Source organism: Micromonospora sp. NPDC093244, from assembly GCF_040683695.1.
In the GTDB taxonomy this organism is placed as follows: domain Bacteria; phylum Actinomycetota; class Actinomycetes; order Mycobacteriales; family Micromonosporaceae; genus Micromonospora.
In genome coordinates this window covers 1,497,978-1,521,399 of record NZ_JBFBEO010000001.1, presented here as the reverse complement: position 1 = coordinate 1,521,399, position 23,422 = coordinate 1,497,978, and the positions used below count along the sequence as shown (strand labels likewise).

At 74.8% G+C, this 23,422-nt stretch carries 23 protein-coding genes and 1 pseudogene; 9 read left to right on the top strand and 15 right to left on the bottom strand.

Annotated features, from left to right (window positions below; genetic code table 11):
• Nucleotides 1-85: 85 nt before the first annotated feature.
• A complete protein-coding gene (locus AB0N27_RS06695) occupies nucleotides 86-937 on the bottom strand; it encodes a S1 family peptidase (RefSeq protein WP_364364211.1) in 852 nt (283 codons plus the stop codon).
• Between the two features lie 164 nt (nucleotides 938-1,101).
• Between AB0N27_RS06695 and AB0N27_RS06690 the strand changes: the two genes are divergently transcribed.
• The gene (locus AB0N27_RS06690) at nucleotides 1,102-2,286 is read left to right on the top strand and encodes a low temperature requirement protein A (RefSeq protein ID WP_364364208.1); all 1,185 of its coding nucleotides are present in this window, start codon (nucleotides 1,102-1,104) and stop codon (nucleotides 2,284-2,286) included.
• A gap of 9 nt (nucleotides 2,287-2,295) precedes the next feature.
• Here AB0N27_RS06690 and AB0N27_RS06685 read toward each other — a convergent pair whose 3' ends face one another.
• Nucleotides 2,296-2,868 (bottom strand): nucleosidase, encoded by a 573-nt coding sequence (locus AB0N27_RS06685; RefSeq protein WP_364364205.1) that lies wholly within the window; start codon nucleotides 2,866-2,868, stop codon nucleotides 2,296-2,298.
• Nucleotides 2,869-3,009: 141 nt separating this feature from the next.
• Here AB0N27_RS06685 and AB0N27_RS06680 point away from each other — a divergent pair, with 141 nt between their 5' ends.
• Nucleotides 3,010-3,441 carry a Rieske (2Fe-2S) protein gene (locus AB0N27_RS06680; protein ID WP_364364202.1) on the top strand — a complete coding sequence of 144 codons (432 nt, stop codon included), beginning with the start codon at nucleotides 3,010-3,012 and terminating at the stop codon, nucleotides 3,439-3,441.
• Nucleotides 3,442-3,451: 10 nt separating this feature from the next.
• On the opposite strand, the gene AB0N27_RS06675 is transcribed toward AB0N27_RS06680, so the two are convergent.
• Together AB0N27_RS06675 and AB0N27_RS06670 are read right to left on the bottom strand one after the other, a co-directional pair.
• Nucleotides 3,452-6,073 (bottom strand): Hsp70 family protein, encoded by a 2,622-nt coding sequence (locus tag AB0N27_RS06675; RefSeq protein ID WP_364364199.1) that lies wholly within the window; start codon nucleotides 6,071-6,073, stop codon nucleotides 3,452-3,454.
• A gap of 70 nt (nucleotides 6,074-6,143) precedes the next feature.
• Nucleotides 6,144-6,605: a GNAT family N-acetyltransferase gene (locus AB0N27_RS06670; protein ID WP_364364196.1), complete on the bottom strand. Its 462-nt coding sequence runs from the start codon at nucleotides 6,603-6,605 to the stop codon at nucleotides 6,144-6,146.
• 99 nt (nucleotides 6,606-6,704) lie between these two features.
• Here AB0N27_RS06670 and AB0N27_RS06665 point away from each other — a divergent pair, with 99 nt between their 5' ends.
• Nucleotides 6,705-7,397 carry a response regulator transcription factor gene (locus tag AB0N27_RS06665; RefSeq protein ID WP_364364193.1) on the top strand — a complete coding sequence of 231 codons (693 nt, stop codon included), beginning with the start codon at nucleotides 6,705-6,707 and terminating at the stop codon, nucleotides 7,395-7,397.
• On the top strand, nucleotides 7,390-8,403 hold the full coding sequence (locus AB0N27_RS06660; protein ID WP_364364190.1) for a HAMP domain-containing sensor histidine kinase: 1,014 nt from the start codon (nucleotides 7,390-7,392) through the stop codon (nucleotides 8,401-8,403). The genes AB0N27_RS06665 and AB0N27_RS06660 overlap by 8 nt, the downstream gene beginning before the upstream one ends.
• 7 nt (nucleotides 8,404-8,410) lie before the next feature.
• On the opposite strand, the gene AB0N27_RS06655 is transcribed toward AB0N27_RS06660, so the two are convergent.
• Genes AB0N27_RS06655 through AB0N27_RS06645 form a run of 3 tightly spaced genes read right to left on the bottom strand, consistent with a single transcriptional unit; the run spans nucleotide 8,411 to nucleotide 10,454 of the window.
• On the bottom strand, nucleotides 8,411-9,106 hold the full coding sequence (locus tag AB0N27_RS06655) for a class I SAM-dependent methyltransferase (protein WP_364364187.1): 696 nt from the start codon (nucleotides 9,104-9,106) through the stop codon (nucleotides 8,411-8,413).
• Nucleotides 9,103-9,783 carry a DUF2064 domain-containing protein gene (locus tag AB0N27_RS06650; protein ID WP_364364184.1) on the bottom strand — a complete coding sequence of 227 codons (681 nt, stop codon included), beginning with the start codon at nucleotides 9,781-9,783 and terminating at the stop codon, nucleotides 9,103-9,105. Before AB0N27_RS06650 ends, AB0N27_RS06655 begins: the two co-directional genes overlap by 4 nt.
• Entirely contained in the window at nucleotides 9,780-10,454 is a 675-nt protein-coding gene (locus tag AB0N27_RS06645; protein ID WP_364364181.1) for a glycosyltransferase family 2 protein, read from the bottom strand. Before AB0N27_RS06645 ends, AB0N27_RS06650 begins: the two co-directional genes overlap by 4 nt.
• Before the next feature lie 145 nt (nucleotides 10,455-10,599).
• Here AB0N27_RS06645 and AB0N27_RS06640 point away from each other — a divergent pair, with 145 nt between their 5' ends.
• The gene (locus tag AB0N27_RS06640) at nucleotides 10,600-11,994 is read left to right on the top strand and encodes a hypothetical protein (protein WP_364364178.1); all 1,395 of its coding nucleotides are present in this window, start codon (nucleotides 10,600-10,602) and stop codon (nucleotides 11,992-11,994) included.
• Between the two features lie 37 nt (nucleotides 11,995-12,031).
• Here AB0N27_RS06640 and AB0N27_RS06635 read toward each other — a convergent pair whose 3' ends face one another.
• Nucleotides 12,032-13,099: an NAD-dependent epimerase/dehydratase family protein gene (locus AB0N27_RS06635; RefSeq protein ID WP_364364175.1), complete on the bottom strand. Its 1,068-nt coding sequence runs from the start codon at nucleotides 13,097-13,099 to the stop codon at nucleotides 12,032-12,034.
• A 144-nt stretch (nucleotides 13,100-13,243) separates the two neighbouring features.
• Between AB0N27_RS06635 and AB0N27_RS06630 the strand changes: the two genes are divergently transcribed.
• Both AB0N27_RS06630 and AB0N27_RS06625 read left to right on the top strand, forming a co-directional pair.
• Nucleotides 13,244-14,560 (top strand): molybdopterin-dependent oxidoreductase, encoded by a 1,317-nt coding sequence (locus AB0N27_RS06630; protein WP_364364172.1) that lies wholly within the window; start codon nucleotides 13,244-13,246, stop codon nucleotides 14,558-14,560.
• Nucleotides 14,553-15,023: a hypothetical protein gene (locus tag AB0N27_RS06625; RefSeq protein WP_364364169.1), complete on the top strand. Its 471-nt coding sequence runs from the start codon at nucleotides 14,553-14,555 to the stop codon at nucleotides 15,021-15,023. Before AB0N27_RS06630 ends, AB0N27_RS06625 begins: the two co-directional genes overlap by 8 nt.
• Here the strand turns inward: AB0N27_RS06625 and AB0N27_RS06620 are convergent.
• The 7 genes from AB0N27_RS06620 to AB0N27_RS06590 form a co-directional block, all read right to left on the bottom strand.
• Nucleotides 14,990-15,691 carry a dihydrofolate reductase family protein gene (locus tag AB0N27_RS06620; RefSeq protein WP_364364166.1) on the bottom strand — a complete coding sequence of 234 codons (702 nt, stop codon included), beginning with the start codon at nucleotides 15,689-15,691 and terminating at the stop codon, nucleotides 14,990-14,992. The two genes, AB0N27_RS06625 and AB0N27_RS06620, sit on opposite strands and share 34 nt — an antisense overlap.
• On the bottom strand, nucleotides 15,688-16,371 hold the full coding sequence (gene ribA, locus AB0N27_RS06615; RefSeq protein WP_364364163.1) for a GTP cyclohydrolase II: 684 nt from the start codon (nucleotides 16,369-16,371) through the stop codon (nucleotides 15,688-15,690). The genes AB0N27_RS06620 and ribA overlap by 4 nt, the downstream gene beginning before the upstream one ends.
• A 58-nt stretch (nucleotides 16,372-16,429) precedes the next feature.
• Nucleotides 16,430-17,365, bottom strand: coding sequence for a lysylphosphatidylglycerol synthase transmembrane domain-containing protein (locus tag AB0N27_RS06610; RefSeq protein WP_364364160.1), 936 nt, complete (start codon nucleotides 17,363-17,365; stop codon nucleotides 16,430-16,432).
• Between the two features lie 65 nt (nucleotides 17,366-17,430).
• Nucleotides 17,431-18,249 (bottom strand): class I SAM-dependent methyltransferase, encoded by an 819-nt coding sequence (locus AB0N27_RS06605; RefSeq protein WP_364364157.1) that lies wholly within the window; start codon nucleotides 18,247-18,249, stop codon nucleotides 17,431-17,433.
• A complete protein-coding gene (locus tag AB0N27_RS06600) occupies nucleotides 18,246-19,325 on the bottom strand; it encodes a glycosyltransferase family 4 protein (RefSeq protein ID WP_364366098.1) in 1,080 nt (359 codons plus the stop codon). Before AB0N27_RS06600 ends, AB0N27_RS06605 begins: the two co-directional genes overlap by 4 nt.
• Nucleotides 19,325-19,723: a 6-carboxytetrahydropterin synthase gene (locus tag AB0N27_RS06595; protein WP_364364154.1), complete on the bottom strand. Its 399-nt coding sequence runs from the start codon at nucleotides 19,721-19,723 to the stop codon at nucleotides 19,325-19,327. Before AB0N27_RS06595 ends, AB0N27_RS06600 begins: the two co-directional genes overlap by 1 nt.
• A gap of 2 nt (nucleotides 19,724-19,725) precedes the next feature.
• Nucleotides 19,726-20,709, bottom strand: a complete 984-nt coding sequence (locus AB0N27_RS06590; RefSeq protein ID WP_364364151.1) for a dehydrogenase — start codon at nucleotides 20,707-20,709, stop codon at nucleotides 19,726-19,728.
• Nucleotides 20,710-20,803: 94 nt separating this feature from the next.
• Here AB0N27_RS06590 and AB0N27_RS06585 point away from each other — a divergent pair.
• Nucleotides 20,804-21,493, top strand: a pseudogene (locus AB0N27_RS06585) (CDP-alcohol phosphatidyltransferase family protein); the annotation flags it as partial.
• Nucleotides 21,494-21,687: 194 nt separating this feature from the next.
• Complete coding sequence (locus AB0N27_RS06580) at nucleotides 21,688-23,415, top strand: sulfatase-like hydrolase/transferase (RefSeq protein WP_364364148.1); 1,728 nt, start codon at nucleotides 21,688-21,690, stop codon at nucleotides 23,413-23,415.
• Nucleotides 23,416-23,422 lie beyond the last annotated feature (7 nt).

The following is a 23,422-nucleotide window of genomic DNA, read 5'->3' as shown; positions in this document are numbered from 1 at the left end:
GGGCGCACGTCCTCACGGGCAGGGGGCCGGGGCGCCACCGAGCCTAGGACGTGCCGCGCGCGGCGGGCAAGGCGTCCCGCGGGGATCAGGGCAGGGTCAGCCCGTACGCGGCGAGCACCTCCGTTATCGGCTGGTAGTAGCTGGTGCCGCCGGAGGTGCAGTTGCCGCTGCCACCGGAGAGGATGCCGATGATGGTGCCGGTGGACGCCACGTACAGCGGGCCGCCGCTGTCTCCCGGTTCGGCGCAGATGTTGGTGCGGATCAGGCCGTAGACCGCGCCCTCGGCGTAGTTGACCGTCTGGTTGAGCCCGGTGACGGTGCCGCAGCGCACCCCGGTCGTGACGCCGCTGCGGCACACCGCCTGACCCACGTACGCGTTGCCGGCGCCGTAGATCGTGAGCAGTCCGGGATAGGTGTAGACGGCGCTGGGATGGGCGATGCGGCCGGTGTAGCGGATCAGCCCGTAGTCGTTGCTCGGGAAGCTGGTGCCGGTGTGGGTGCCGAGCACGGTGGTCTGCGCGCTGTCGGCGTACCAGGAGCTGACGGCGGCGGTGCAGTGCCCGGCGGTGATCACGTAGTAGGTGCTGCCGCTGCGCACGTTCGCGCCGAGCGAGCAACGCCTGCCGCTGCCGTAGATGCCCTGGCCGGCGGCGATCAGGGTCCGCAGCGTTCCGGGTTCGTGGCGCAGCAGCGCGCCGGCCCGGTCGGCCGCCGCCCGCAGGGCCGCCCGGTCGGCGGGGGCGACGGTGTCGTCGACGGTGAGGGTCATCCGGCCGGTGGCCGGGTCGAGGCCCCAGGCGGTGCCCGCCGTACGGACCGCGGCCAGCACGAGGGCGGGCTCGGCGGTGGACCGGTCGGGGACGCCGGCCTGCGCGGTGCCGGGCGCGACGAGGACGAGGACGGTCAGGGCGAGGGCGACGAGCGGGGAGCGGCGCATCCGAACCTCCGCAGAGATCGAGATATGTGGATGCAGCAAGCATCGCCCCGAGGCCGGCGCCGTGGCAACCTCGCGCCGGCGTCGCACCTGCGGGAATCGCCGATCCTCGGACGGGTGCCGCCGACGCCGCCGATAATTCCGGAGGACGCGGCGGGAGGCCGGGCATGACCACCAGAGGTACCCCGGCGCTGGTACGCCGCCTGGACGGCTCGACCCGGGCGACGCTGCTGGAGCTGCTCTTCGACGTGGTCTTCGTGGCCGCGCTCGCGCAGACCTCCAAGCTCCTCGCCGACGACATGTCGTGGCCCCGCAGCGGGTCGGTGGCGCTGATGCTCGTCGCCATCTGGTGGACCTGGTCGGTCACCTCCACCACCACCGAGTTCTACGACCCGCAGCAGCGCCCCATCCAGCTGATCCTCATGGTCGCCATGGTCGGATCGGTCGGGATGGCCGCCGCACTGCCGATGATCACCCCAGGGCAGGCGGCGACCTTCGCGCTCGCCTACGTCGGCACCCACGTGGTGCGCGGCGTCGTCCTGGTCGGCACGTTGTACCGGCAGCACCACCGATCGGCCATGGCGCGAGCCACCCGGTTCCTGTTCTGGTTCCTGGTGTCCGGCGTCCTCTGGATCATCGGCGCGGCTACCGACGCCGACCGTTGGTGGATCTGGACCATCGCGATCGCTATCGACCTGCTCTCCGCGGCGGCGCGCTACCCCACGCCGTGGCTGGGCCGGGTGCCCCTGGACCAGTACGACCGGACCACCGCACACCTCGGCGAGCGGTACCAGCAGTTCGTCATCCTGGCCCTCGGCGACATCATCCTGGTGCCCACCCTGGAACTCAGCCGCAGCGAATTCGACAGTCTCCGGATCACCGCCCTGCTCTGCGCGTTCGTCATCATGCTGCTGCTCTGGCAGATCTACGTCTACCGTGCCGGCGAGCTGCTGGAGACCGCCGCCGCGTCGGTGCCCGGCCGGTCCACGCGGATCGCCCCGTACACCCATCTGGTGCTGCTGGTCGGCGTGGCCGTCACGGCGGCCTCCGTCGACCTGGTCGTCGACCGTCCGACCGGGTCGACCCCGGCGCGGTGGCTGATGTTGATCATCGGCGGGCCGCTGGTGTTCGTGCTCGGTCGGGCACTGTTCGCCTACCTGCTGTCCGGCCGCGTGCCGTGGGGACGAATGGCCTGGCAACTGTTGCCCCTGCTGCTGCTGCCCTGGGCCGGTGGCTGGCCACCGGTACTCGTCACCGCGATCGTCGCTTTCGCCCTGGCCGCGCACGTCCTGGTCCCCCGCAGCGACCGTCGGGAGACCAGGCGAGGCCTCGGACCCCGGCCCGCCGGCTGACCGCGACGGTCAGGCGACGTGTCTAGCGGCCCAGTCGGCGAGGTCCCGGGCGCACGCGTCCACCGACTCCTTCCAGGTCCGGGCGGCGCCGTCGCCCGCCTCGTCGCTCACCTGCTTGACCAGCCGGCAGGGCACGCCTGCCTGCGCGGCGGCCCACGCCACCGCGTACCCCTCCATGTCGACCAGGTCGGCGCGCTCGGCCAGCCGGTCCCGCGCGTCGTCGTCGGCCACGAACGTGTCGCCGGTGGCCAGCACGGCCCCCTCGGCGGCCAGCGTGAGCGGCGCCCCGCAGGTCTCGCCGGTGAGCGTGCGCAGCAGGGCCGTGTCCAGGTCGTGCTGGAGCACGGTGGCGACCTCGTGGATGCCCGCCCACCCGGGGCGCAGCGCACCGGCCGTACCCAGGTTGAGCAGCAGGCTGGGGCGCGGCCCGGCGGCCAGCACCGCCGACACCGCGCTGGCGGCGTTGACCTTGCCCATGCCGGTGAGCAGCACCGGCAGATCCGGTGGGAGGTAGCGGGCCTCCTCCCCCACGGCGAGCACCACCAGCGGACGATCGGCGCGGACCGTACCCCGAAGAATCACCGGAGCATCGTACGGGCCGCCCGCCGCGCGCACCCAGGCACCGTCCAGCCCGCTCGCATCGCGCGTTCAGGGCGGTGGGGCAGGCTGGTCCGGCGAGCCCGGGCGACGGCGGCCCGGGCCGCGACGAGAGAGGCGACGACTGTGTACGACGGGCAGGACTTCCTCCGCGACAACCGCTGGTGCCTGAGTCGGCGGGCCCTGCTCACCGGGGCCGGCGCGGTCGGCGCCGCCGGGCTGCTCAGCGCCTGCGGCGCCGGTGACGGCCCGACCGGTCAGGCGGCCGCCACTCCCGGAACCGTGCTGGCCCGCACCGCCGACGTACCGGTGGGCGGAGGAACGGTGAGCAGCGGCGTCCTGGTCGTGCAACCGGAGGCCGGCACGTTCAGGGCGTACGACACGACCTGCCCGCACCAGGGCGTACGGGTCGGCGCGCCAAGCGACGGGGTGATCACCTGCCCGGCGCACAACTCCACCTTCGCGGTAGCCGACGGCGCCCGCCTCGGCGGCCCCGCGACCCGGGGGCTCACCGAGATCCCGATCACTGTCGACGGCACGTCGATCGTCCGAGCCTGACCCCGCCCGGTCACTCGTCGGCGAAGCGGTACAGCACGAAGTCCTTGTCCGCGCCGCAGGCGATGACCCGGGTGTTCCACGAGCACGACGCGCTGCGGACGTCCTGGAGTTCACCCAGCTCGTCGACGTCGCCGGACCCGGCCCACACGCCGGCCAGCACCCGGTTGTCCGCGACGGTGCTGGGGGCCGTGGCGAACACCAGCAGGTTGCCGGCGTCGAGTCGGGCCGCCACGCCACCCCTGTCGCGCAGCACGGGCTTGCCGGCGGCGTCGAAGATGGTCACTGCGGGCTTCGGGTACTCCCGCTGGGCGAGCAGCCGCTCACCCAGCGGGATCACGCCTGTCACGCCCGGGGCGGACCAGCGAATCGCACGCTCACCCTCGGTCGCCGCCACCACCTCGGTCCGCTCGGCCTGACCGCCCGGCACCTGCACCAGGCACACCCGCCGCTCGCCGCAGGCCACCAACTCCTTCGGGCGGTACTCGTCGTCCCCGGACCGGAAGAGGACCACCGGCTCGGCGTCGGAGCCCAGGTCGTACGACAGCAACTGGTACCCGGTGTCGTTCGCGGCCACGTACATGCGGTCCTCGTGGGCCACCACCAGGTCGTCGAGGTCGGCGACGCTGCCCCACTGGCGCAGGACGGCACCGGAGGCCATGTCGAGCAGCCGCACCGAGCGGTCCGCGCCGACCTGCACGAGTCGGCGTCCCTTGCCCGCCCACGGGTCGCGGGGCGCGCCGTCGAGGAACGCCGGGCCGCCGGCCGCCTCGTCGGTGCCGACCTGTCGCACGACGGTACGGACGCCGCCGTACTGGTCGGTGGGACTGAGCGTGGTCCACGCCTCGTCGCCGTCGCGCAGACGCAGACCGACCAGCCGGTTGGCGGCCCGGTCGACAAGCACCGCCGTGTCGTCGGAGAAGAAGATGTCGTCGTCGCCCCGGACCGACCGCTGCCAGCGCTGGGCGCCCGAACGGCCGTCGAGGACGGCAAGCGGCCGGGGAGTGCTGTCGCCCGGGGCGTCGGCGAGGACCGCGACCGCGCCGGGCAGGGCGACAAGTGCCTTCCAGTCGCCGGCGGTGACGTCGGTCGCCCTGCGCCACAGCTCGTCGCCGGTGCCGGCGTCGACGGCCACCACCTCCAGCCGGTCGTCGGGCAGCGGGTGGCCGAGGTACGCCCGGTCGCCGAGCACCGCCGTCCACATGGCGTCCGGCCGCTCGCTGCCGGCCGCCGGGCGGGACAGCTCGCGCAGCGGCCCGAACTCCAGGCCCGGGTAGCGGTCCCGGGTGAGGTACAGCGTCGTCGCGGTCACCACGGCGGCGAGGGCGAGCACCGCCGCGGGCACCATCCACCGCGCGCGCCGCCAAGGCGGCCCACCGCCCGCCGGCGCAGCCGCCGGTGGAGGCGAACCCGGCCACGGCGGCCCGGGCGGCGTGCCGGGCACCGGAGCGGGCGGTGGCGCGGCGACGGGCGGTCCGGCGTACGCGGGCTGCGCCGGACGCAGGGGTAGATCGGTGAGCGCGCCCTCGGCCACCGGCAGCTCCGGCTGGTCCAGCACCGTCGGCGCCACCCCCAGCTCGGTGTGCAGCATCCGGGCCACGAGCGGGATCCGCGACGAACCACCGACCAGGAACAACCCGGCGAGCTGGTCCGGACGCAGCCCGGCGGCGGCGGTCACCTCCCGGGCGCGGTCCACAGCCCGGCGCAGCAACGGTGTGGCGACGCGCTCCACGTCGGACCGGGTCAGCTGCACCGCGTCGGGCACCCCCGGCACCGCGACCGGCGCCACCATCGAACGGGACAGCGTCTCCTTCGCACCCCGTACCTCGTCCCACAGCCGGACCTGGTCGCGGCGCTGCGCCGCGTCCGCCGGCTCGACCAGCCGGGCCCACTGCGCGGCGTACCGTTCACCGACCAGTTCCCCGACCCGCCGCACCAGCGCGGCGTCGAGGTCCAGGCCGCCCAGATCGGGCAGCCCGCCGTCGGCGACCACGCTGAACCCGGAGTCACCCCACGGGTCGGCGCCCTCGTTGCGCAGCACCGCGACGTCGAGCGTCCCGCCGCCGAAGTCGAACACCGCGATCGCGCCGCCGACCGGCACCGGCCGGTGCAGCACCTGCGTGTAGTAGCGGGCCGCGGCCACCGGCTCGCGCAGCAACCGGGTGCCCGGCGGGGTCGGCCCGGCCATGGTGTGCTCGGCGATCTGCGGCCAGCCCGCCCGCAGCAGCGCGTCCGCGAGCACCTGCCGCCGCGCCGAGTCCCAGGCGGCCGGGCAGGTCAACACGGCCGGCGGCAGGAAACCGACGGCGCCGACCGCGGCCCGCGCCACCGCCGCGAGCACCGCGGCGAGAAGATCCGCCGGCGGGTACGAGCGGTCACCCAGCGGCACGGTCGGCTCGTCGACCCGACGTTTCGGGTTCGGTTCGAGCCGGGCCGGATCGGTGAGCGCCAACCGTCGCGCGTCCCAGCCGACGTGCAGGGTGCCGTCCGGGTCGGCGTACACGGCGGACGGACTGACCGGCTGACCGTCCATCAGCAGCGGACGGGTCCGCCCGTCCGGCCAGCGCAGCACCGCGACCGTGTTGGACGTACCGAGGTCGACGCCGAGGGCGAAACCCTCGTGCTGGGCTGCCATCTACCGCTACCTCCGCCGCGACGAGGAAAACTCGACCCCGCATCGTACGCAGGCCGCGCCGCCCGGCTGATCACTCGGTCAGTCGTCGCACTCCCACGGTCTGGCCACCGCTGGTCTCCCCGGTCGGGCGGAACCCGAGCTTCAGGTAGAAACCCTCAGGACCGTCCGGCCCCGGTTCCCACGTCGTGTACACGCGGTCGTGTCCCCGTGCCCGCGCCTCGGCGTCGACGGCCCGCACCGCGAAGCGCCCGTACCCTCGACCCTGGTGGTCCGCGGCGATGTTCAGCCGCCACAGACCCGAGCGCCTGTCGTCCGGGCGGGCCGGGTCCCAGACGATGTCGAAGAAGCCCATCAGGAAGCCGACGATCTCGTCGCCCTCGACGATCAGACGGGGCCAGGCGACCTCCGGCTGCGCGTACGCCTCCGCGAGGGACCAGGCGACAGGGGACACGAACCTCTCCTGGTCCGGTCGGACGGCCAGCTGGCACGCGGCCTCGACATTGTCCGCTGTGATGGTCACGAGTTCCGGCACGACGGCCACCCTATCGAGCGGCGGAACGTAAGAGGTTCGCAAGATCTGTGCTGTCCTCGCCCTCGCCGGTGCTGGCTAGGCTGGCCGGGGAGGTGGCCGGTGGCGCAGCGGGTGCTCGTGGTCGACGACGACGGGACCGTCAGCGACGTGGTCTGCCGATATCTGGAGCACGCCGGGTACGACGTGAGCCACGTCGGGGACGGGCTGGCCGCCCTGGAGGCCGTCCGGGACAAGCCGCCGCACCTCGTGGTGCTGGATCTGATGCTGCCCGGGCTGGACGGGTTGCAGGTGTGCCGGCGGCTGCGCGAGCGGCCGGACGGCGTACCCATCATCATGTTGACCGCGCGCGGCGACGAGGCCGACCGGGTGCTCGGCCTGCAACTGGGCGCTGACGACTACCTGGGCAAGCCGTTCTCCCCGCGGGAGCTGGTGTTGCGCGTCGGTTCCGTGCTGCGCCGGGCCGGCGAACCGGCCGGGCCGGCTGCCGAACTGTTCGCCGACGCGGGGTTGGAGGTCGCGACGGGGCCGCGGATCGCCAGGCTGCACGGCCGCGAGCTGGCCCTGACGGTCCGGGAGTTCGACCTGCTGGCGCACCTGATGCGGCACCCGAGGCGGGCATTTCGCCGCACCGAGTTGCTGCAACGGGTGTGGGGCTGGACGTTCGGGGACGAGTCCACGGTGACCGTCCACGTGCGGCGGCTGCGGGAGAAGATCGAGGACGACCCGGCCGAGCCGCGCCGGATCGTCACGGTCTGGGGCGTGGGCTACCGGTACGAGCCGGCCGATGCGTGACCTGGCGCTGATCTTCGCGGCGGCGCTCGCGGCGGCTCTCGGCGTGGGTCTGCTCGGGGCGTTGACACTGCGGTTGCTGCGCGACCATTCGATCACCGTGCACGTCTGCGTCCTGCTCACGATCACCGTCGGCGCAGTGGTGGCCGGTGTCGTGGTGGTCGCCCGGGCGATGTTCCTGTCCCCGCACGACCTCCAGGTCGTCCTGCTCACCGTGGCCGCCGCGGCGTCGGTGAGTCTCGCCGTCGGCTGGTACTTCGGGCGGCGGCTGGCCACGGCCGCGGTCTGGGCCGACCAGGCCCGGGACCGGGAGCGGCGGGTCGAGAAGGGCCGCCGGGACCTGGTGGCCTGGGTGTCGCACGACCTGCGCACGCCGCTGGCCGGGCTGCGGGCGATGGCCGAGGCGCTGGAGGACCGGGTGGTCGACGACCCGGCGACGGTCGCCGAGTACCACAGGCGCATCCGTACGCAGACCGACCGGATGACACGTCTCGTCGACGACCTGTTCGAGCTGTCCCGGATCAACGCCGGGGCGTTGCGGCTGACGATGTCGGCGGTTCCGTTGGGTGAGGTGGTCTCCGACGCGTTGTCCGGCACCGCGCCGCTGGCCGAGGCCAGGCGCATCCGCCTGGTGGCCGCCGAGTCGGGGTGGCCCACCGTGCGGGCCAGCGAGCCCGAACTGGCCCGGGTGGTGGGCAATCTGCTGCTCAACGCGGTGCGCTACACCCCGAGTGACGGCACCGTCCGGGTGGACGCCGGGCGCGAACGCGACGCCGCCTGGTTGGCGGTCGCCGACACCTGCGGCGGCATCCCGGAGGACGACCTGCCCCTGCTGTTCGACGTGGCGTTCCGGGGCGAGCCGGCCCGCACGCCCGACCCGGGCGGGGAGGGCTCCGGCGGGCTTGGGCTGGCGATCGTCCGGGGGCTGGTCGAGGCGCACGGCGGCCGGGTGGACGTGCAGAACGTCGTCGGTGGCTGCCGTTTCGTGGTCCACCTTCCGGTCGCCTGACCTGTCGTCATCGGCCGGGCGTCAGCTCGCCGAACCAGCGCCGCCCCCGCCGGAACACCTGCCGCACCGCGAGCCCCGCCGCTTCGGCCACCGGGTGGACGGCGCGTACGTCGAGGCGGGCCCACCGGAACGCCGGGCCCAGCAGCAGCCGGCCGGTCCCGTGCGCGGCGGCCACCCGGGCCTGACCCTGCCACAGCCCGGCCCCGGGCGGCTCCAGCTCGACCAGGACCGTGCCCCCGGAGTCGAGCAGTTCCCGGCACCGGCGCAGCAGTTCGATCGGCTCACCGCCGATGCCGATGTTGCCGTCGATGAGCACCGCGTGCGCCCACCGGCCCTCGCCGGGCAGCGGGTCGAACAGGTCACGGTGCAGCGCCACCGCACCACGGGCGCGGGTGAGCCGCACGGCAGTGGCCGACACGTCCACGCCGACAGTCGTGCGGCCCGCCCGGGTCAGCGCGACGGTGAGCCGGCCCGGCCCGCAGCCGAGGTCCAGCGTCGGCCCGGCGCAGCGGCCGACAAGCGCGGCGACAGCCGGCTCGGCGTCGCCGTGCCAGCGGGCCACCGGCAGTGGTCTGCGCACGCCGTCGCCGTCCACCAGCCACCGCCCGTCGGCCGCCCCGTCGGCGAGGACGGCGGCGAAGCCGTCCGCGCCGGCGTTTCCCGTCGACTCGGCGACCCGCGCGGCCGTGTCGACCGGGTTCACCGCCGGCCGCCCGGCACCAGGGCGAGCCGGACCGCCGCGACCTGCCTGGCGAACCGGCCCCCGGGCGCCTGCACCGCCACGGCGAGGGCGTCGGGCCACTCGTCGACGTCGCGCAGCACCGGCAGCGGCGCGGTGCGTAGTCCTCGCCCGCCCAACGCGGCCCAGGTGTCCCGGCCGGTGTGCGGTGTCGACATCGGCACGTCGCGCAGCACGCCCGCGTGTCGCGGGTCGCGCAACCCCAGCGACCACCAGCCGCCGTCGGCGGCCCGACCGAGGACCGCGTCGGCGGTACGCAACCGGCGTACGGCAGCGGTCAGGCGGGCCGGGGTCAGCTGCGGGGTGTCCATCCCGATCTGGAGCACCGGCCGACCCGGGTACGCCTCGGCCACCTCGGCGTACGCGTTGGCGAGCCGGTCACCGAGTCCGGTGCCCCGCTGGTCCAGCACGTCCCAGCCGATCAGCGCCGCGGCCAACGCGGCGGCGTCCTGGGCCTGGGTCAGCCGGCCCGCGCAGGCCAGCACCGGAGTGACGTCGGGCGTGGCGCGGACGGCGTCCAGGGTGTCGCGCAGCGCGGCTGCGGCGATCCGGGCCGCCTGCTCGACCGTGGCCGGCGGGCAGAGCCGGGTCTTCACCGCACCGGGCAGCGGCGCCTTCGCGACCACCAGCAGGACTGTCACCGGGAGCCGTCCACGGTCCGCAGCACGCCGGCGAAGTCGCGGGTGGCGCGCAGGGTGCCCCGGACCGAACCGGACACCTTGGAGCGGGTGCCGGCGGCCCGGGGCGCGTAGGTGACGTCCAGTTCGTGGATCCGCCAACCGGCGGCGGCGGCCCGGATCAGCAGTTCGAGGGGGTAGCCGAAGGCCCGGTCGGTGACCCCGAGGGAGAGCAGCGCGTCGCGGCGGGCCACCCGGATCGGGCTGAGGTCCCGCAGGGGTACGCCCCGGCGGCGCAGCAGCGCGGCGACGAGCGCGGTGCCGACGCGGGCGTGCCACGGCCACACCCCGGCGCCCACCGGTCGCCGCCGGCCGACGCTGAGGTCCGCGACACCGGCCGCGACGGGCGCCACCAGCGCGGGCAGCTCGGCCGGGTCGAACGAGCCGTCGGCGTCCAGGACGCACACCAGGTCGCCGTCGGCGGCCTCCAGGCCTGCGTGCACCGCCGCGCCGTAGCCACGGCGGGACTCGTGGACCACCCGCGCGCCGTGCCGGGCCGCCACCTCGGGCGAGCCGTCGCGGGAGCCGTTGTCCACAACGATGGCCCGGTAGCCGCGCGGCAGCGCGGTGAGCACACCGGGCAGCGCGGCCGCCTCGTCCAGGCAGGGCAGCACCACGTCGATCTGAGTCGCCATACCGCCGACGCTAGGACGGCACCCGGTGGGCGGAGGCCGGAATGTGCTTACCGAACCCTTACCACCTGGACATTTCTTACCGTCCGGTGACGGGCCGGCGGTTCCACGGCGCGCGGGTCGGCTGTCGCCGTACCGTCCGGTGGTCATGACCTCGACCACCGCCTCCCCCACCGCCCCCGGGCGGACGCCTACCCGCCGCCGTCCGGGGGACCTGCTGGTGCTGGGCGTGGAGGCGGCGCTGCTCGCCGCGGCCGTGGTGGTGGGCGCGGTGCTGAACGCGCGCGGCGCCGGCCTGCACGCCGACGCCGCCCCGCTGTACGGGACGTGGCGTCCGCACGTCGGCTGGGGCAGCTCGGTCGCGCTGCTGATCGCGGTCGGGGTGGTGGGCTGGGGCGCGCAGTGGGCCCGCACGGCCCGCTGGGGTCTCCTGCTGGTCGTCGCGTGGCTGACGGCGGTGGCGTGGACGCTGTCGCTGGCCCTGGTGGACGGCTGGTCGGCGGGCCTGGCGCAGCGGCTGACGCCGCAGGCCGAGTACCTGCACGAGGTTCCACGGGTCACCGACGTCCCGGCGATGCTTGCCGGATTCACCAACCGGATCGTGGACTTCCAACCGGACTCCTGGTCCACCCACACCGCCGGCCATCCCCCGGGCGCGCTGCTGATCTTCGTCGGGCTGGACCGGGTCGGCCTCGGCGGGGGCACCGCCGCCGCGCTGGCGTGCGTGCTGCTCGGCGCCACGGTGGCGGTGTCGGTGCCGGTGACGCTGCGGGCTCTCGGCGCGGCCGACGCCGCCCGCGCGGTCGTCCCGTTCCTGGTGCTGCTGCCCGGCGCGGTCTGGGTGGGCGCCTCCGCCGACGGGATCTTCGCCGCCGTCGTCGCCGCCGGGCTGGCCCTGGTGGCGGTACGCGGCCGGGTCACCGCCGCGGCCGGTGGCGTCGCGCTCGGCTTCGCGCTGCACCTGTCGTACGGGTTTCTGCTGGTCGGGGTGCTGGCGCTGACCGTGCTGGCGCTGCGTCGTACCCACCGGTGGGGTGCCCTGCTCGCCGCCGGCGCCGGCGTGGCCGCCGTGACTGCCGTCTTCGTCGCGGCGGGCTTCCAGTGGTGGGTCGGCTACCAGCTGGTCGTCGAGCGGTACTACCAGGGCTGGGCCGCCGACCGCCCGTACGCCTACTGGGTGTGGGCCAACCTGGCGGCGCTGCTGCTCAGCGCCGGGCCGGTGCTCGGGCCGGCGCTGCGCCGGGTGACGCTGGCTGCCCGTGCGGGGTGGACCGGGGCCGTCGGACGGCTGCCGGCCCGCGTGGTCGCGACCGCCCGGGCCGCCGGTCCGACCGTGCTGCTGCCGCTGGCGGCGGTTGTCGCGGTGCTCGGGGCGGACCTGTCCGGGCTCAGCAAGGCCGAGGTGGAGCGGATCTGGCTACCGTTCGTCGTGTGGCTGCTGGTAGCCACCGCTCACCTTCCGGCGGGATCACGGCGCTGGTGGCTGGCCGCGCAGGCGGTCACCGCGCTGGCCGTCAACCACCTGATCTGGACGGTGTCCTAGCTCCGCGCGCATCCCGGTACCGCCACGGCGAACGGCATCAGACCGGGGCGACGGCGGCGGGTTCGCGCAGCGGGTCGGTGGCGAAGCCGGCCACCCCCTCGGCGAAACCGACCCGGGCCGTGTAGCCGAGCAGGACGGCGGCGCGGGTCGGGTCGGCCACCACGTGCCGCACGTCGGCCGCCCGGGCGCCGCCGACCACCTGCGGGGCCGGGCCGCCCATCGCCTCGGCGAGGGTCACCGCCAGCTCGCCGACTGTGTGCGGTTCTCCCGAGCAGACGTTCACGGGTGTGAGCGTGGCCGGCGGCGCGGTGGTCGTCAGAGCCAGCAGGTTGGCCCGCGCCACGTCGGTGACGTGCACGAAGTCGCGTCGCTGCCGGCCGTCCTCCAACACCCGGGGCGCCTCGCCGGCGGCCAGCGCCGACCGGAAGATCGACGCCACCCCCGCGTACGGGGTGTCGCGGGGCATCCGGGGACCGTAGACGTTGTGGTAGCGCAACGCCCACACCCCGCCGCCGGTCTGCCGCGCCCACGCCGCCGCCAGGTGCTCCTGGGCGAGTTTGCTCGCGGCGTACGTGCTGCGTGGTTCCAGGGGAGCGTCCTCGGGCACCAGCGCCGGGTCAAGGCCGCTGTCGCAGTGCGGGCAGGTCGGGTCGTACCGGCCGACCGCCACGTCCTCGGGCCGCCGGGGCGCGGGGCGTACCGGGCCGTGCGCGGCGCACATGTAACGCCCCTCGCCGTACACCACCATCGAGCTGGCCAGCACCAGCCGGCCGATCCCGGAGCGGTGCATCGCCGCCAGCAGCACCGCCGTGCCGTAGTCGTTGTGCGTGACGTAGTCGGGGGCGTCCGACGGGTCCAGGCCGTGCCCGACCATCGCCGCCTGGTGGCAGACCGCGTCCACCCCGGAGAGCAGCCGGTCCAGCAGAGGGCCGTCGCGCACGTCGCCGCGCACCACGTCATGCCCGCGCGACCAGACGGGCAGTTCCCCGCCGTGCGCCTGGGGCAGCAGCGCGTCCAGCGCCACCACCTCGTGGCCCCGCTCGACGAGCAGGTCGACGACCTGCGATCCGATGAACCCGGCCGCGCCGGTGACCAGTACCCGCATTCCGGTCACGGTAGGGCGGGAGGGACGCCCCGCGGGCCCGTTCGCCCGACCCGTAAGGAGTTCACAACAGCTGCCGGTGCGGTAAGCGTTCGGTAATGCGGCAAACCCGACCGGGCCGTACCCGCGCGGTTTAGCCTGCCCGCAGTGCGTCCCACCGCCGACCACGGCGGTCAGGAAGGAGCGGCGGTGCCTCCGAAACCACCTGGGGTGGACACGATCGAGCGGAGCTGGCGCAGTCCGCTGCGCGGCCCCTGGCTCACCGCGGTGTACGGCACGGCGCTCCTCGTCGCGCTGCCCCTGGTGATCATCACGGGGCTGCTCGACTACGCCGCCTACGGTCCCCAGTTCGACCAGGCGTTCCCCACCGACGTGGGCTGGCTGCGGCTGCCCGCCTTCGACTGGCCGACGCGGCCGTCCTGGCTGTTCCGGGTCACCCAGGGTCTGCACGTGACGCTCGGGATCGTGCTCATCCCTGTGGTGCTGGGCAAGCTGTGGTCGGTGCTGCCGAAGCTGTTCGACTGGCCGCCGGTCCGCTCGCTGGCCCAGGCGCTGGAACGGCTCACCCTGCTGCTGCTGGTCGGCGGCATCCTCTTCCAGATCGCCACCGGCCTGCTCAACATCCAGTACTCGTACGGGTTCGGCTTCGACTTCTACACCGCCCACTACTTCGGCGCCTGGATCTTCACCGGGGCGTTCGTGGCGCACGTGGTCATCAAGTTCCCCCGGCTGGTGACCGCGCTGCGGTCCCGACCGTTCGGCGCGCAGCTGCGGACCTCACCTGCCGCGACCCGACCCGAGCCACCCGACCCGGACGGGCTGGTCGCCACCGAACCCGGGCCGGCAACCGTCAGCAGACGCGGCGCGGTCGGCCTGGTCGGCGGCGGGGCGCTGCTGCTGGCCGTCCTCACCATCGGGCAGAGCCTGGACGGTCCGCTGCGCCGCACCGCGCTGCTGCTGCCCCGGGGCCGGCAGCCCGGCCCGGGACCGAACGGCTTCCCGGTCAACCGCACGGTCGCCGCCGCAGGCGTACGCCCGGAGCAGACCGGGGCCGGGTGGCGGCTCACCCTGCGCGGCGGCGGCCGGACGGTGACCCTGGACCGGTCGGCGCTGCTGGCCATGGCGCAGCACACCGCCGCGCTGCCGATCTCGTGCGTGGAGGGTTGGTCGACCCGGCAGACCTGGACCGGCGTACGGCTGCGGGACCTGGCCGCCCGGGCCGGCGTCCCCGACCCGGCCTCGGCGCGGATGTCGTCGCTGGAGCAGGCCGGACTGTTCCGCACGGCGGTACTCGCGTCCAACCAGGTCCTCGACCCGGACGCACTGCTCGCCCTGCGGGTCAACGGCGTCGACCTCTCCCCCGACCACGGCTACCCGGCCCGGGTCATCGTGCCGGCCCTGCCCGGAGTGCACTGCACGAAGTGGGTCGCCGAGATCGACTTCCAGGGCCGGGCCGATGGCTGACCGGGCTGACCGGATGCGCGACCGCTACGGCGCCGCGCCCTGGCACCTCGTCGTGGTGACCGCGGCCCTCGTGCTGGCCGGCTGGGTGGCGCTGCGGGTGGCCCACGAGGCGACCGCCGGCCGGATGCTGCTGTGGTTCCTCGGCGCGGTCATCGCCCACGACCTGGTGCTCTTCCCGGTCTACGCGGCAGTCGACCGCCTGCTGCGCGCGGTGGCACGCGGCCGGGTCACACTGCTCAACCACCTCCGGGCGCCGGCGCTCGGCAGCGCCCTGCTGTTCCTCGTCTACTCCCCGGGCATCCTGCGCCTGGGCGAGACCACCCACCTGGCGGCCACCGGTCAGGACCAGCGGCCGTACCTGATGCGGTGGATCCTGCTCAGCGCGGCGCTGTTCGGACTCAGCGCGGTCACGTACCTCCTGCGGCGTCGTCAGGCCTCGCCGAAGCGGTCGGACAGCGCGTAGCGCAGCAGGACCACGTCGCCGATCTGCCGGACCTCGGCCAGCCGGGCGCGGTGGCCCGCGTGCCACGGGAAGCTCCCCTCGCCGACGAAGCGGGGCGCCCGGCCGTCGCCGACGAAGAACGGGGCCACCACCAGGTGCAACTCGTCGGCGAGGCCGGCGGTGAGGAACTGGGCGTGCACCGTCCCGCCGCCCTCCACCATGAGCCGCCGTACGCCCCGCGCCGCGAGGTCGGCCACCAGCCAGGCCGGGTCGATCGGCTCGCCCGCGTCGACGATGGTGGCCGCCCGCTCCAGCCGTTCCCTGGTCTTGTCCAGCGCCGACGTGGCGCAGTAGACGAGCCGGGTTGCGTCCCCGGCAGTGAAGAACCGGGCGGTCGGGTCGAGGTCACCCCGCGCGGTCAACGTGACCTTCACGGGTGAGGCCGGCCGGCCACCGGCCACCCGCTCCGCCCGGCGTACGGCGGAGCGCACCAGCAACCGGGGATCGTCCCGCCGGACCGTGCCGGCACCGACCAGGATCGCGTCGCAGCTGGCCCGGACCGCGTCGACACGGTCCAGGTCGTCCTCGTTGGACAGCAGCAGCCGCTGCTCGGACGAGTCGTCGATGTACCCGTCGATCGAGGTGGCGCAACTCAGCAGCACGTACGGCCGCGCCGGCCGGCCGCTCACGGGACGTCGGGCCGCTCGGACGTCAGGCCCGCGAGGGCCTCGGCCGCCTCCGTCTGCGCCGCCTTGGCCGCCTTCGCCGCCAGGTATCCGGCGTTGGCCGGGGAGAGGAAGACGCTTGTGGGTACGCGCTCGGCGACGTCCACGCCGAGGCGGGTCAGCTGCTCGGCCTTGTCCGGGTTGCTGCTGAGCAGCCGGATCCGGGGTACGCCCAGGGTGACAAGCATCTGCGCGGCGGCGCTGTAGTCCCGCTCGTCCTCGCCCCGGCCCAGCGCGACGTTCGCCTGGTAGGTGTCCAGGCCGGCGTCCTGCAGGGCGTACGCGTCGAGTTTGGCGTACAGGCCGATGCCCCGGCCCTCCTGGCGCAGGTAGAGCAGGAACCCGCCGGTCTCGGTGATCCGCTGCACCGCCTCGCGCAACTGCGGACCGCAGTCGCAGCGCTGGCTGCCGAACACGTCGCCGGTCAGGCATTCGCTGTGCGGGCGCACCAGGGGGGCTTCGCCGCCGGCGGCGAGACGGTCCAGCGCGCCCGCCCAGTCGCCGAGGCCGAGAGCGAGGTGCTCCCGCCCGTCCACAAGGCCCTTGAAGGTGAACACCCGCACGGTCGTGGCGTAGCCGTCCGGGAACACCAGCGGCACCGTGACCTGCGTACGGATCGTGGCGACGGGCAGTGCTTCGGGCATGGGACTCCTTTGTCCGGCGTCACCGTCCCACGGCGACGCGTACCGTCTCACAACCGGCTCAACAGTCATCGCCGGACGTGACTTCCCGGGTGCGGGGAATCCGGGTCCGCCGCGTCAGCAGCACGGCGGCGCCGGGAAGGCTCGCGACCAGCACCAGCGCCCCGTAGACGGTGGCGGTGGCGACACCCTGGGCGGCGCTGAGGCCCGCCGCCCCGAAAGCCCACGCGGCAACCCCCTCGCGTGGCCCGAACCCGGCGATGTTCAGTGGCAGCCCCATGGCCAGCAGGGCGAGCAGAGTCAACGGCAGCAGCCGGGACAGCGGGGCGTCCGCACCTGCGGTCCGCGCCGCCACCAGGAAGGTGGCCAGGTGACCGGCCACCATCACGGCGGAGGCGACCACCACCCCGAACCAGGTGCGCCGGGCCAGCAGCCCGGCCCGTACGTCGTTCACGGCGGTCCGCAGCGCCCGCACCCACCGCGACCGGCCGCCGTCCGGCAGGGCCCGCGCCGCAAGCACGGCTGCCAGTCCCGCGACGACAAGCAGCGCGGCGGCGACCGGCAGGTACGACCGCACCGGCGACGGGAACGCGGCGAGCACCACGAGCGCCACGCCCACGAGGACGACCTGGCCGGCGGTGCGCTCCCAGACGACCGCGCGGATGCCCCTGCTGACGTCGCCCGCGTCGCGGCCGTGGCGCACCGCCCGGTGCACGTCGCCGAGCACCCCGCCGGGCAGGGTGGCGTTGAGAAAGACGGCCCGGTAGCAGTGCGCGACAGCCGTCGCCAACGGCAGCCGTACGCCCAGGCCACCGGCGACGAGGCTCCACCGCCAGGCCGCGCAGACCGTGGTGAGCACGCCGATGACCAGCGCCGCGGCCAGTGCGGGCGCGTCGATCAGGCGTACCCCGGCGAGGAACGGGCCGCCACCCACCTGCCACAGCAGGACGGCGAGCAGACCCACCCCGCCGACCACTCGTGCCCAGGCCCAGACCATCGGCGCCGGCCTCCCTATGAAGATCGTCCACTTGCCCTAGTCCACGTACCCAGGGCGAGATCAGTTCATCCGTCCGCGAGCAGGTCGAGGTGCTCGACCAGGACGGTGAGCCGGCCCGCCGCCGCGTCGGCCAGTCGGCGCTCGGCGTACGCCAGGGTCGGGCCGGTGAGGTCGGGACGCTGGGCGCGGGCCGCGCCGAGCCAGCCACGGAACCATTCGGCGGCCAGGTCGGCGTGTTCGGGGCCGAGCCGCCACGGGCTGGGGCGTTCCCACACCTGGACACCCCGGCGCGCGAACGCGGCGGCGGTGACGGCGGCGGCGTCCGGTCCGAGCAGCCGGCGGCCGTCGACGGTACGACGCTGGTGGTCGTTGAACGCGTCCTGCACCGCCTCGTCCAGCGGGTCGCCCGGGGTGAGCCGGACCCGCCCGGTCACGGAGACCGCGAACAGGGTGGGCCGGCCGACGCAGGCGGCCACCACCCGGTCGACCTCCTCGGCGGTGAGCATGTCCAGCAGCGCGGACGCGGTGACCAGCGAGCCGTCGGCCAGGTCGGCGGCGGTCAACCGGGTGAGGTCCCCGCAGCGGGTGCTGACGGTGACCGGGGCACCGTCGGCGGAGGCCACGCCGGTCATGCCCTCGGCGGCTCGGGCCAGCAGGTCGGCGTCGCGGTCGTGCAGAATCCAGTGCTGCGGGCCGGGTAGCCGGGCGGCCAACCAGCGGCTCATCGAGCCGGTGCCGCTGCCCAGGTCGTGGACCACAGCCGGGCGGTCGCCGGCGAGCCGCGCCCGGACGGCATCCAGCAGGTCCTCGGCGCGGGCCGCCGCGTCGGCGGGCTCGCGCAGCCGCAGCCAGTCGGCGAACGGCATGGTCTCCTGGACGGTCATGCCGCCACCTCCTCCAGCACGGCGGCCAGCGACGCGATCGTCACCGGCCAGTCGGTCAGGGTGTCGCGTCGGGCCAGGGCGGCGCGCCGCAGCCGGGCGCGCAGGGCGTCGTCGGCCAGCCACCGGGCCAGCGCGCCGGCCAGCGCCGCCGGGTCGTCCGGGGCGACCAGCAGCCCTGGCAGGTCACCGTCGGGGGCGTGACCGAGCGCCTCCGGCAGGCCACCGACCTCGGTGCCCAGCACCGGCAGACCCCGGGCCAGCGCCTCGGTGACGACCATGCCGTACGTCTCGCCGCGCGACGGCAGCACCAGCAGGTCGGCGGCGGCGTACGCGGCGTCCAGCGCCGCACCGGTCAGCGGTCCGGCCAGCCGGACCCGCTCGGTGAGGCCCGCGCCGGCCAGCCGCGCGCGCAGCCGGTGCACGAGATCCGGCTCCCGGTCCAGGGTGCCCGCGCAGACAAGCGTCCAGGGCGACCCGGCGAGGGTGGACAGCGCGTCGACGAGTACGTCGTGTCCCTTGTGCCTGGTGACCGCCGCGACGCACAGCAGCCGGTCACCGGCGGCGGAGCCAGGCGCGGGCGGCGCCGGTGTCACGCCCGGTGGCGCGGCCGTGATCCGGTCGGCCAGCAACGGGTGGCGGGCCACCAGAGCCCGGCGGGTCCACTCGCTCGTGGTGACCACGGCCCGTGCGGTGGCCAGCGCGCGGGCCTCTGCCTCGTCGTCGAGCGGCAGGTGCACGAGGACGACGAGGCGCAACCGCCGGGCGTGCGGGGCGAGCAGGTCCGGCACGGTGGAGGCGATCAGACCGTCGAGCAGCACGACCGCGTCGTCCGGCAGGGCGGCGAGCAGCCCGGCCAGCCGCGCCAGGTCGGCCGGACCGGGGTGTGGCCACGCCCCGGGGACCGGGTGTTCGCGCACCGGCCAGCCCTGCTCGCCGAGCCCCGCGCAGACCCGCCTGTCGTACGCGTTGCCGCCGCTGGGCGTGGCCGGATCGTCGATGTCGCCGGGCAGGACGACGTGCACCGTACGGCCGGTCGTGCCCGGCCCGCCGGTGGGCGCCGTCCGGCCCGCGACGATCACAGGGACCGCTCGTAGCTGGCCCAGGCGATGTGTGACTCGTGCAGGGTGACGGTGATGCCGGTCAGCTCGCGCGCGCCCGCGCCCAGCTGGCCGGCGTGCGCCCGCTCGGCCAGCCAGTCGGCGATGGTGCGGGCCAGCACCTCGGTGGTGGTGTTCACCCCGGCGAACGCCTCCTCGTCGTCGAGGTTGCGGTACGTCAGCTCGCCGAGCACCGTCCGCAGCTGCTCGGTGGCCAGGCCGATGTCGACCACGATGCCGTCGGCGTCCAGGTCGGGCCTGCGGAACGTAGCGTCGACCACGAACGTCGCGCCGTGCAGGCGCTGGGCCGGGCCGAACACCTCGCCCCGGAAACTGTGGGCGATCATCATGTGATCCCGAACGGTCACGCTGAACACGGTCACTCCCCGTCGTCGTAGGTGATGAGGTGGCAGAGGGCGGGCAGGTCGCCCGTACTGAGGTCGGCGAGGACGCCGGGCAGGTCCGCGAACCGCGACGCGCCGGTGATCAGCGCGTCGAAGGCCGGATCGTCGAGCAGGTCCAGGGCGAGCGCCAGCCGGTCGGAGTAGCTGCGCCGCCCCCGTCGCGCGGGCGCCACCATGCCGACCTGACTGCTGCGTACGGTGAGTCGTCCGGAGTGGAACGCCCCGCCCAGCGACACCTGCACCTGGCGGTCGCCGTACCAGCTCAGCTCGATCACCGTGCCCTCGGGCGCGAGCAGGTCCAGTGACTGTTGCAGCCCGGCGGCGGTGGCGCTGGCGTGTACGACGAGGTCCCGGTCGCCTGTCGCGTCGGCGGGCCTGGCGAACCCGACGCCCAACGCCCCGGCGACCCCGGCGCGGCGCGCGTCGGTGTCGACCAGCTCGACCTGCACGCCGGGGAACCGGGCGAGCAGCGCGGCCACGCAGCAGCCCACCATGCCGGCGCCGACGACGCTGACCCGGTCGCCGACCAGCGGCGCGGCGTCCCACAGCGCGTTCACTGCGGTCTCCACGGTGCCGGCGAGTACGGCCCGGGCAGGCGGCACGTCGTCCGGCACGGGCACCACGGCGCTTGCCGGCACGACGTACGCGCTCTGGTGCGGGTGCAGGCAGAAGACCGTGCGCCCGAGCAGCTCCACCGGCCCCTGCTCGACCACGCCGACGCTGAGGTAGCCGTACTTCACCGGCCCGGGGAAGTCGCCCTCCTGGAAGGGCGCGCGCATCGCCGCGTACTGGTCGGGGGGCACCCGACCGGCGAAGACAAGCGTCTCGGTGCCCCTGCTGACGCCTGAGTAGCGCGCCCGTACCAGCACCTCGTCGGGGCCCGGCGTGGGCAGCGACACCTGCCGGATCTCGGCCACGCCGGGTTCGCGCACCCAGCAGGCGTACGCCTCGCGGATCACCGTCGCGCACCTCACCTTTTTGTCCCTGTCGAACCGAACGGACCTGGTTTCCGTGTTCCCTGTCGGGGTCGTCGATCATAAACACGGAGGTACGGTGCCCACAGTTCGAAGTGGTCCGGTGATCGGGCTGAGCGCTCAACTGGCCGTGCTGGCGGCGCTGGCCACCACGGTGGGGCTGGGTGGTGCCGGCTGGCTGGTCGGGTCGGCCTACGCGGTGGTCACCTGCCTCGCGTTGAGTCGGGGGCTGGGCCGCGCCGGCGCGTCGCGACTCGGCCCCGCCGACCGGGTCACGCTGACCCGGGGCGTCCTGGTGGGCGCGGTCACCGCGCTGGTGGCGGACTCGTTCGGTCGGCCCACGCCGGTGCCGCTGCTGGTGGCGGTGAGCGCTGTGGCGCTGCTCCTGGACGCGGTCGACGGCCGGGTGGCCAGGAGCACGGGCACGGTGAGCGCGCTCGGCGCCCGCTTCGACATGGAGGTCGACGCGTTCCTCATCCTGGTGCTCAGCGGGTACGTCGCGTCCTCGCAGGGCGGGTGGGTGCTGGCCATCGGCGCGATGCGGTACGCGTTCGTCGCCGCGATGCCTGTGCTGCCGTGGTTGGACGGTCCGCTGCCGCCGCGTTTCTGGCGCAAGGTGGTGGCCGCCGCGCAGGGCGTCCTGCTGACCGTAGCGGCGGCCCGGGTGCTGCCGGAGCCGTGGACGACGCTGGTGCTGGTGGTGGCGTTGGCGCTGCTCATCGAGTCGTTCGGCCGGGACGTGGCGTGGCGGTGGCGGCACCGTCCGGCGGCCCGGCGGCTCCGCCAGGCGTCGGTCTCCGTCGCGGCCCCCACGACCGTCGTCGCGCCGCTGGCCATCGCTCCGGTGGCGTTGCCGCTGCTGCCCTCGGGTGGGCACACGCCTGTCGTCGTGCCGCCGCTGCTGCCGGTGCGCGCGATGGCGGTCCGCCCGGGCGGTACGGTCCACTCCGACTGGAGGCTGTGATGACCCTTCCCGCCCGGCTGCGCCGGATGGTCGGCCGGCTGCGCCCGCGCTCCGCTGTGGCCGGCGACGCGTCCCCGCGTACCCCAGGGGTGTCGCAGGTGGGGCGCGGCCGTGCGCGGCGCGCGGTGGGCGCGGTGCTGGCGGTGGGGTTGGTGTACGCCGTGCTCGCCGGTCCGGCCCGGCTCGGCGAGCTGACGCCCGGCGCGTTGCTGCGCATCCCCCTGGAGGGGTTGCTGGTCGCCGCGCTGCTGCTGGCGCTCCCGGCGCGACCCCGGCGGGTGGTGGTGGCCGTGGTCGGGCCGCTGCTGGGCCTGCTGGCCGTCGTCAAGCTCGCCGACCTGGGCTTCCGCACGACCCTGGACCGGCCGTTCGACCTGGTGCTGGACTGGCTGCTGCTGGACGACGCGTTCGGCTTCGTCAGGGACTCGGCCGGCCGGGCCGGCGCGGTGGGCGCTGCCGTCGGCGCGGTGGTGCTGATCGGCGTGCTGCTGCTGCTGACGACAGTGGCGCTGCGGCGGGTGGCGGCGCTGCTGGTCCAGCACGAGCGGGCCGCGACCCGGGTGGTGGCGGCGCTTACCGTCGGCTGGGTGGTCTGCGCCGTGGTGGGCGTGCGGATCGTTCCGGGCGTGCCGGTGGCCGACACCGGGGTCACCGCGCTTGTCGGCGCGCACGCCGAGCAGGTGGACGCGCGACTGCGGGACCGCGAACGGTTCACCGCCCAGATCGCCGCCGACCCGTTCCAGGACGTCCCTGGTGACCGCCTGCTCACCGGGCTGCGCGGCAAGGACGTCGTCCTCGCGTTCGTGGAGAGCTACGGCCGCGACGCCATTGAGGATCCGGAGCTGGCGCCGCAGGTCAACCCGGTGCTCGACGGTGGGACCGAGCGGCTGCGCGCCGCCGGATACCAGGCCCGCAGCGGCTTTCTCACCTCCCCCACCTTCGGCGGCGGCAGTTGGCTGGCGCACGACACGCTGCTGTCGGGGTTGTGGACGGACAACGAGCAACGGCACCGCAGCCTGCTGGCCAGCGACCGGCTCACCCTCAACGGCGCGTTCCGCCGGGCCGGCTGGCAGACCGTCGGGGTGCTGCCGGCCGCCACCCAACCCTGGCCGGAGCAGGGCTTCTTCTCGTACGACCGCTACTACGACGCCGAGGCGATGGGCTACCGGGGGCCGAAGTTCAGCTACGCGCCGATGCCCGACCAGTACACGTTGTCGTTCTTCCAGCGGACGGTACGCGCCGACGCGGACCGACCGGTCATGGCGGAGATCCCGCTGATCTCCAGTCACTCGCCGTGGACGGCGGTGCCCCGGATGATCGGCTGGGACCAGGTGGGTGACGGCTCGGTGTACCGCGACCAGGCGGCCCGGGACGACGGCGACGCCGACGACACCGGCCGGGCCCGGGCCGGCTACCGCCAGGCCATCGCGTACTCCCTGGAGACGTTGATCTCCTACGTGCGGACCTACGGGGACGACGACCTGGTGCTCGTCTTCCTCGGTGACCACCAGCCCGCGCCTGTGGTCACCGGCGAGGGGGCCAGCCGGGACGTGCCGATCACCATCGTCGCGCGCGACCCGGCGGTACTGGACCGGGTGTCGGGCTGGGGCTGGCAGCCCGGGTTGCGCCCGGGACCGGACGCCCCGAGGTGGCCGATGGACACCTTCCGGGACCGGTTCCTGACCACCTTCGGACCGTCGACGCCGCCGATCGCCGCTCCTCGCTGACCTCGAC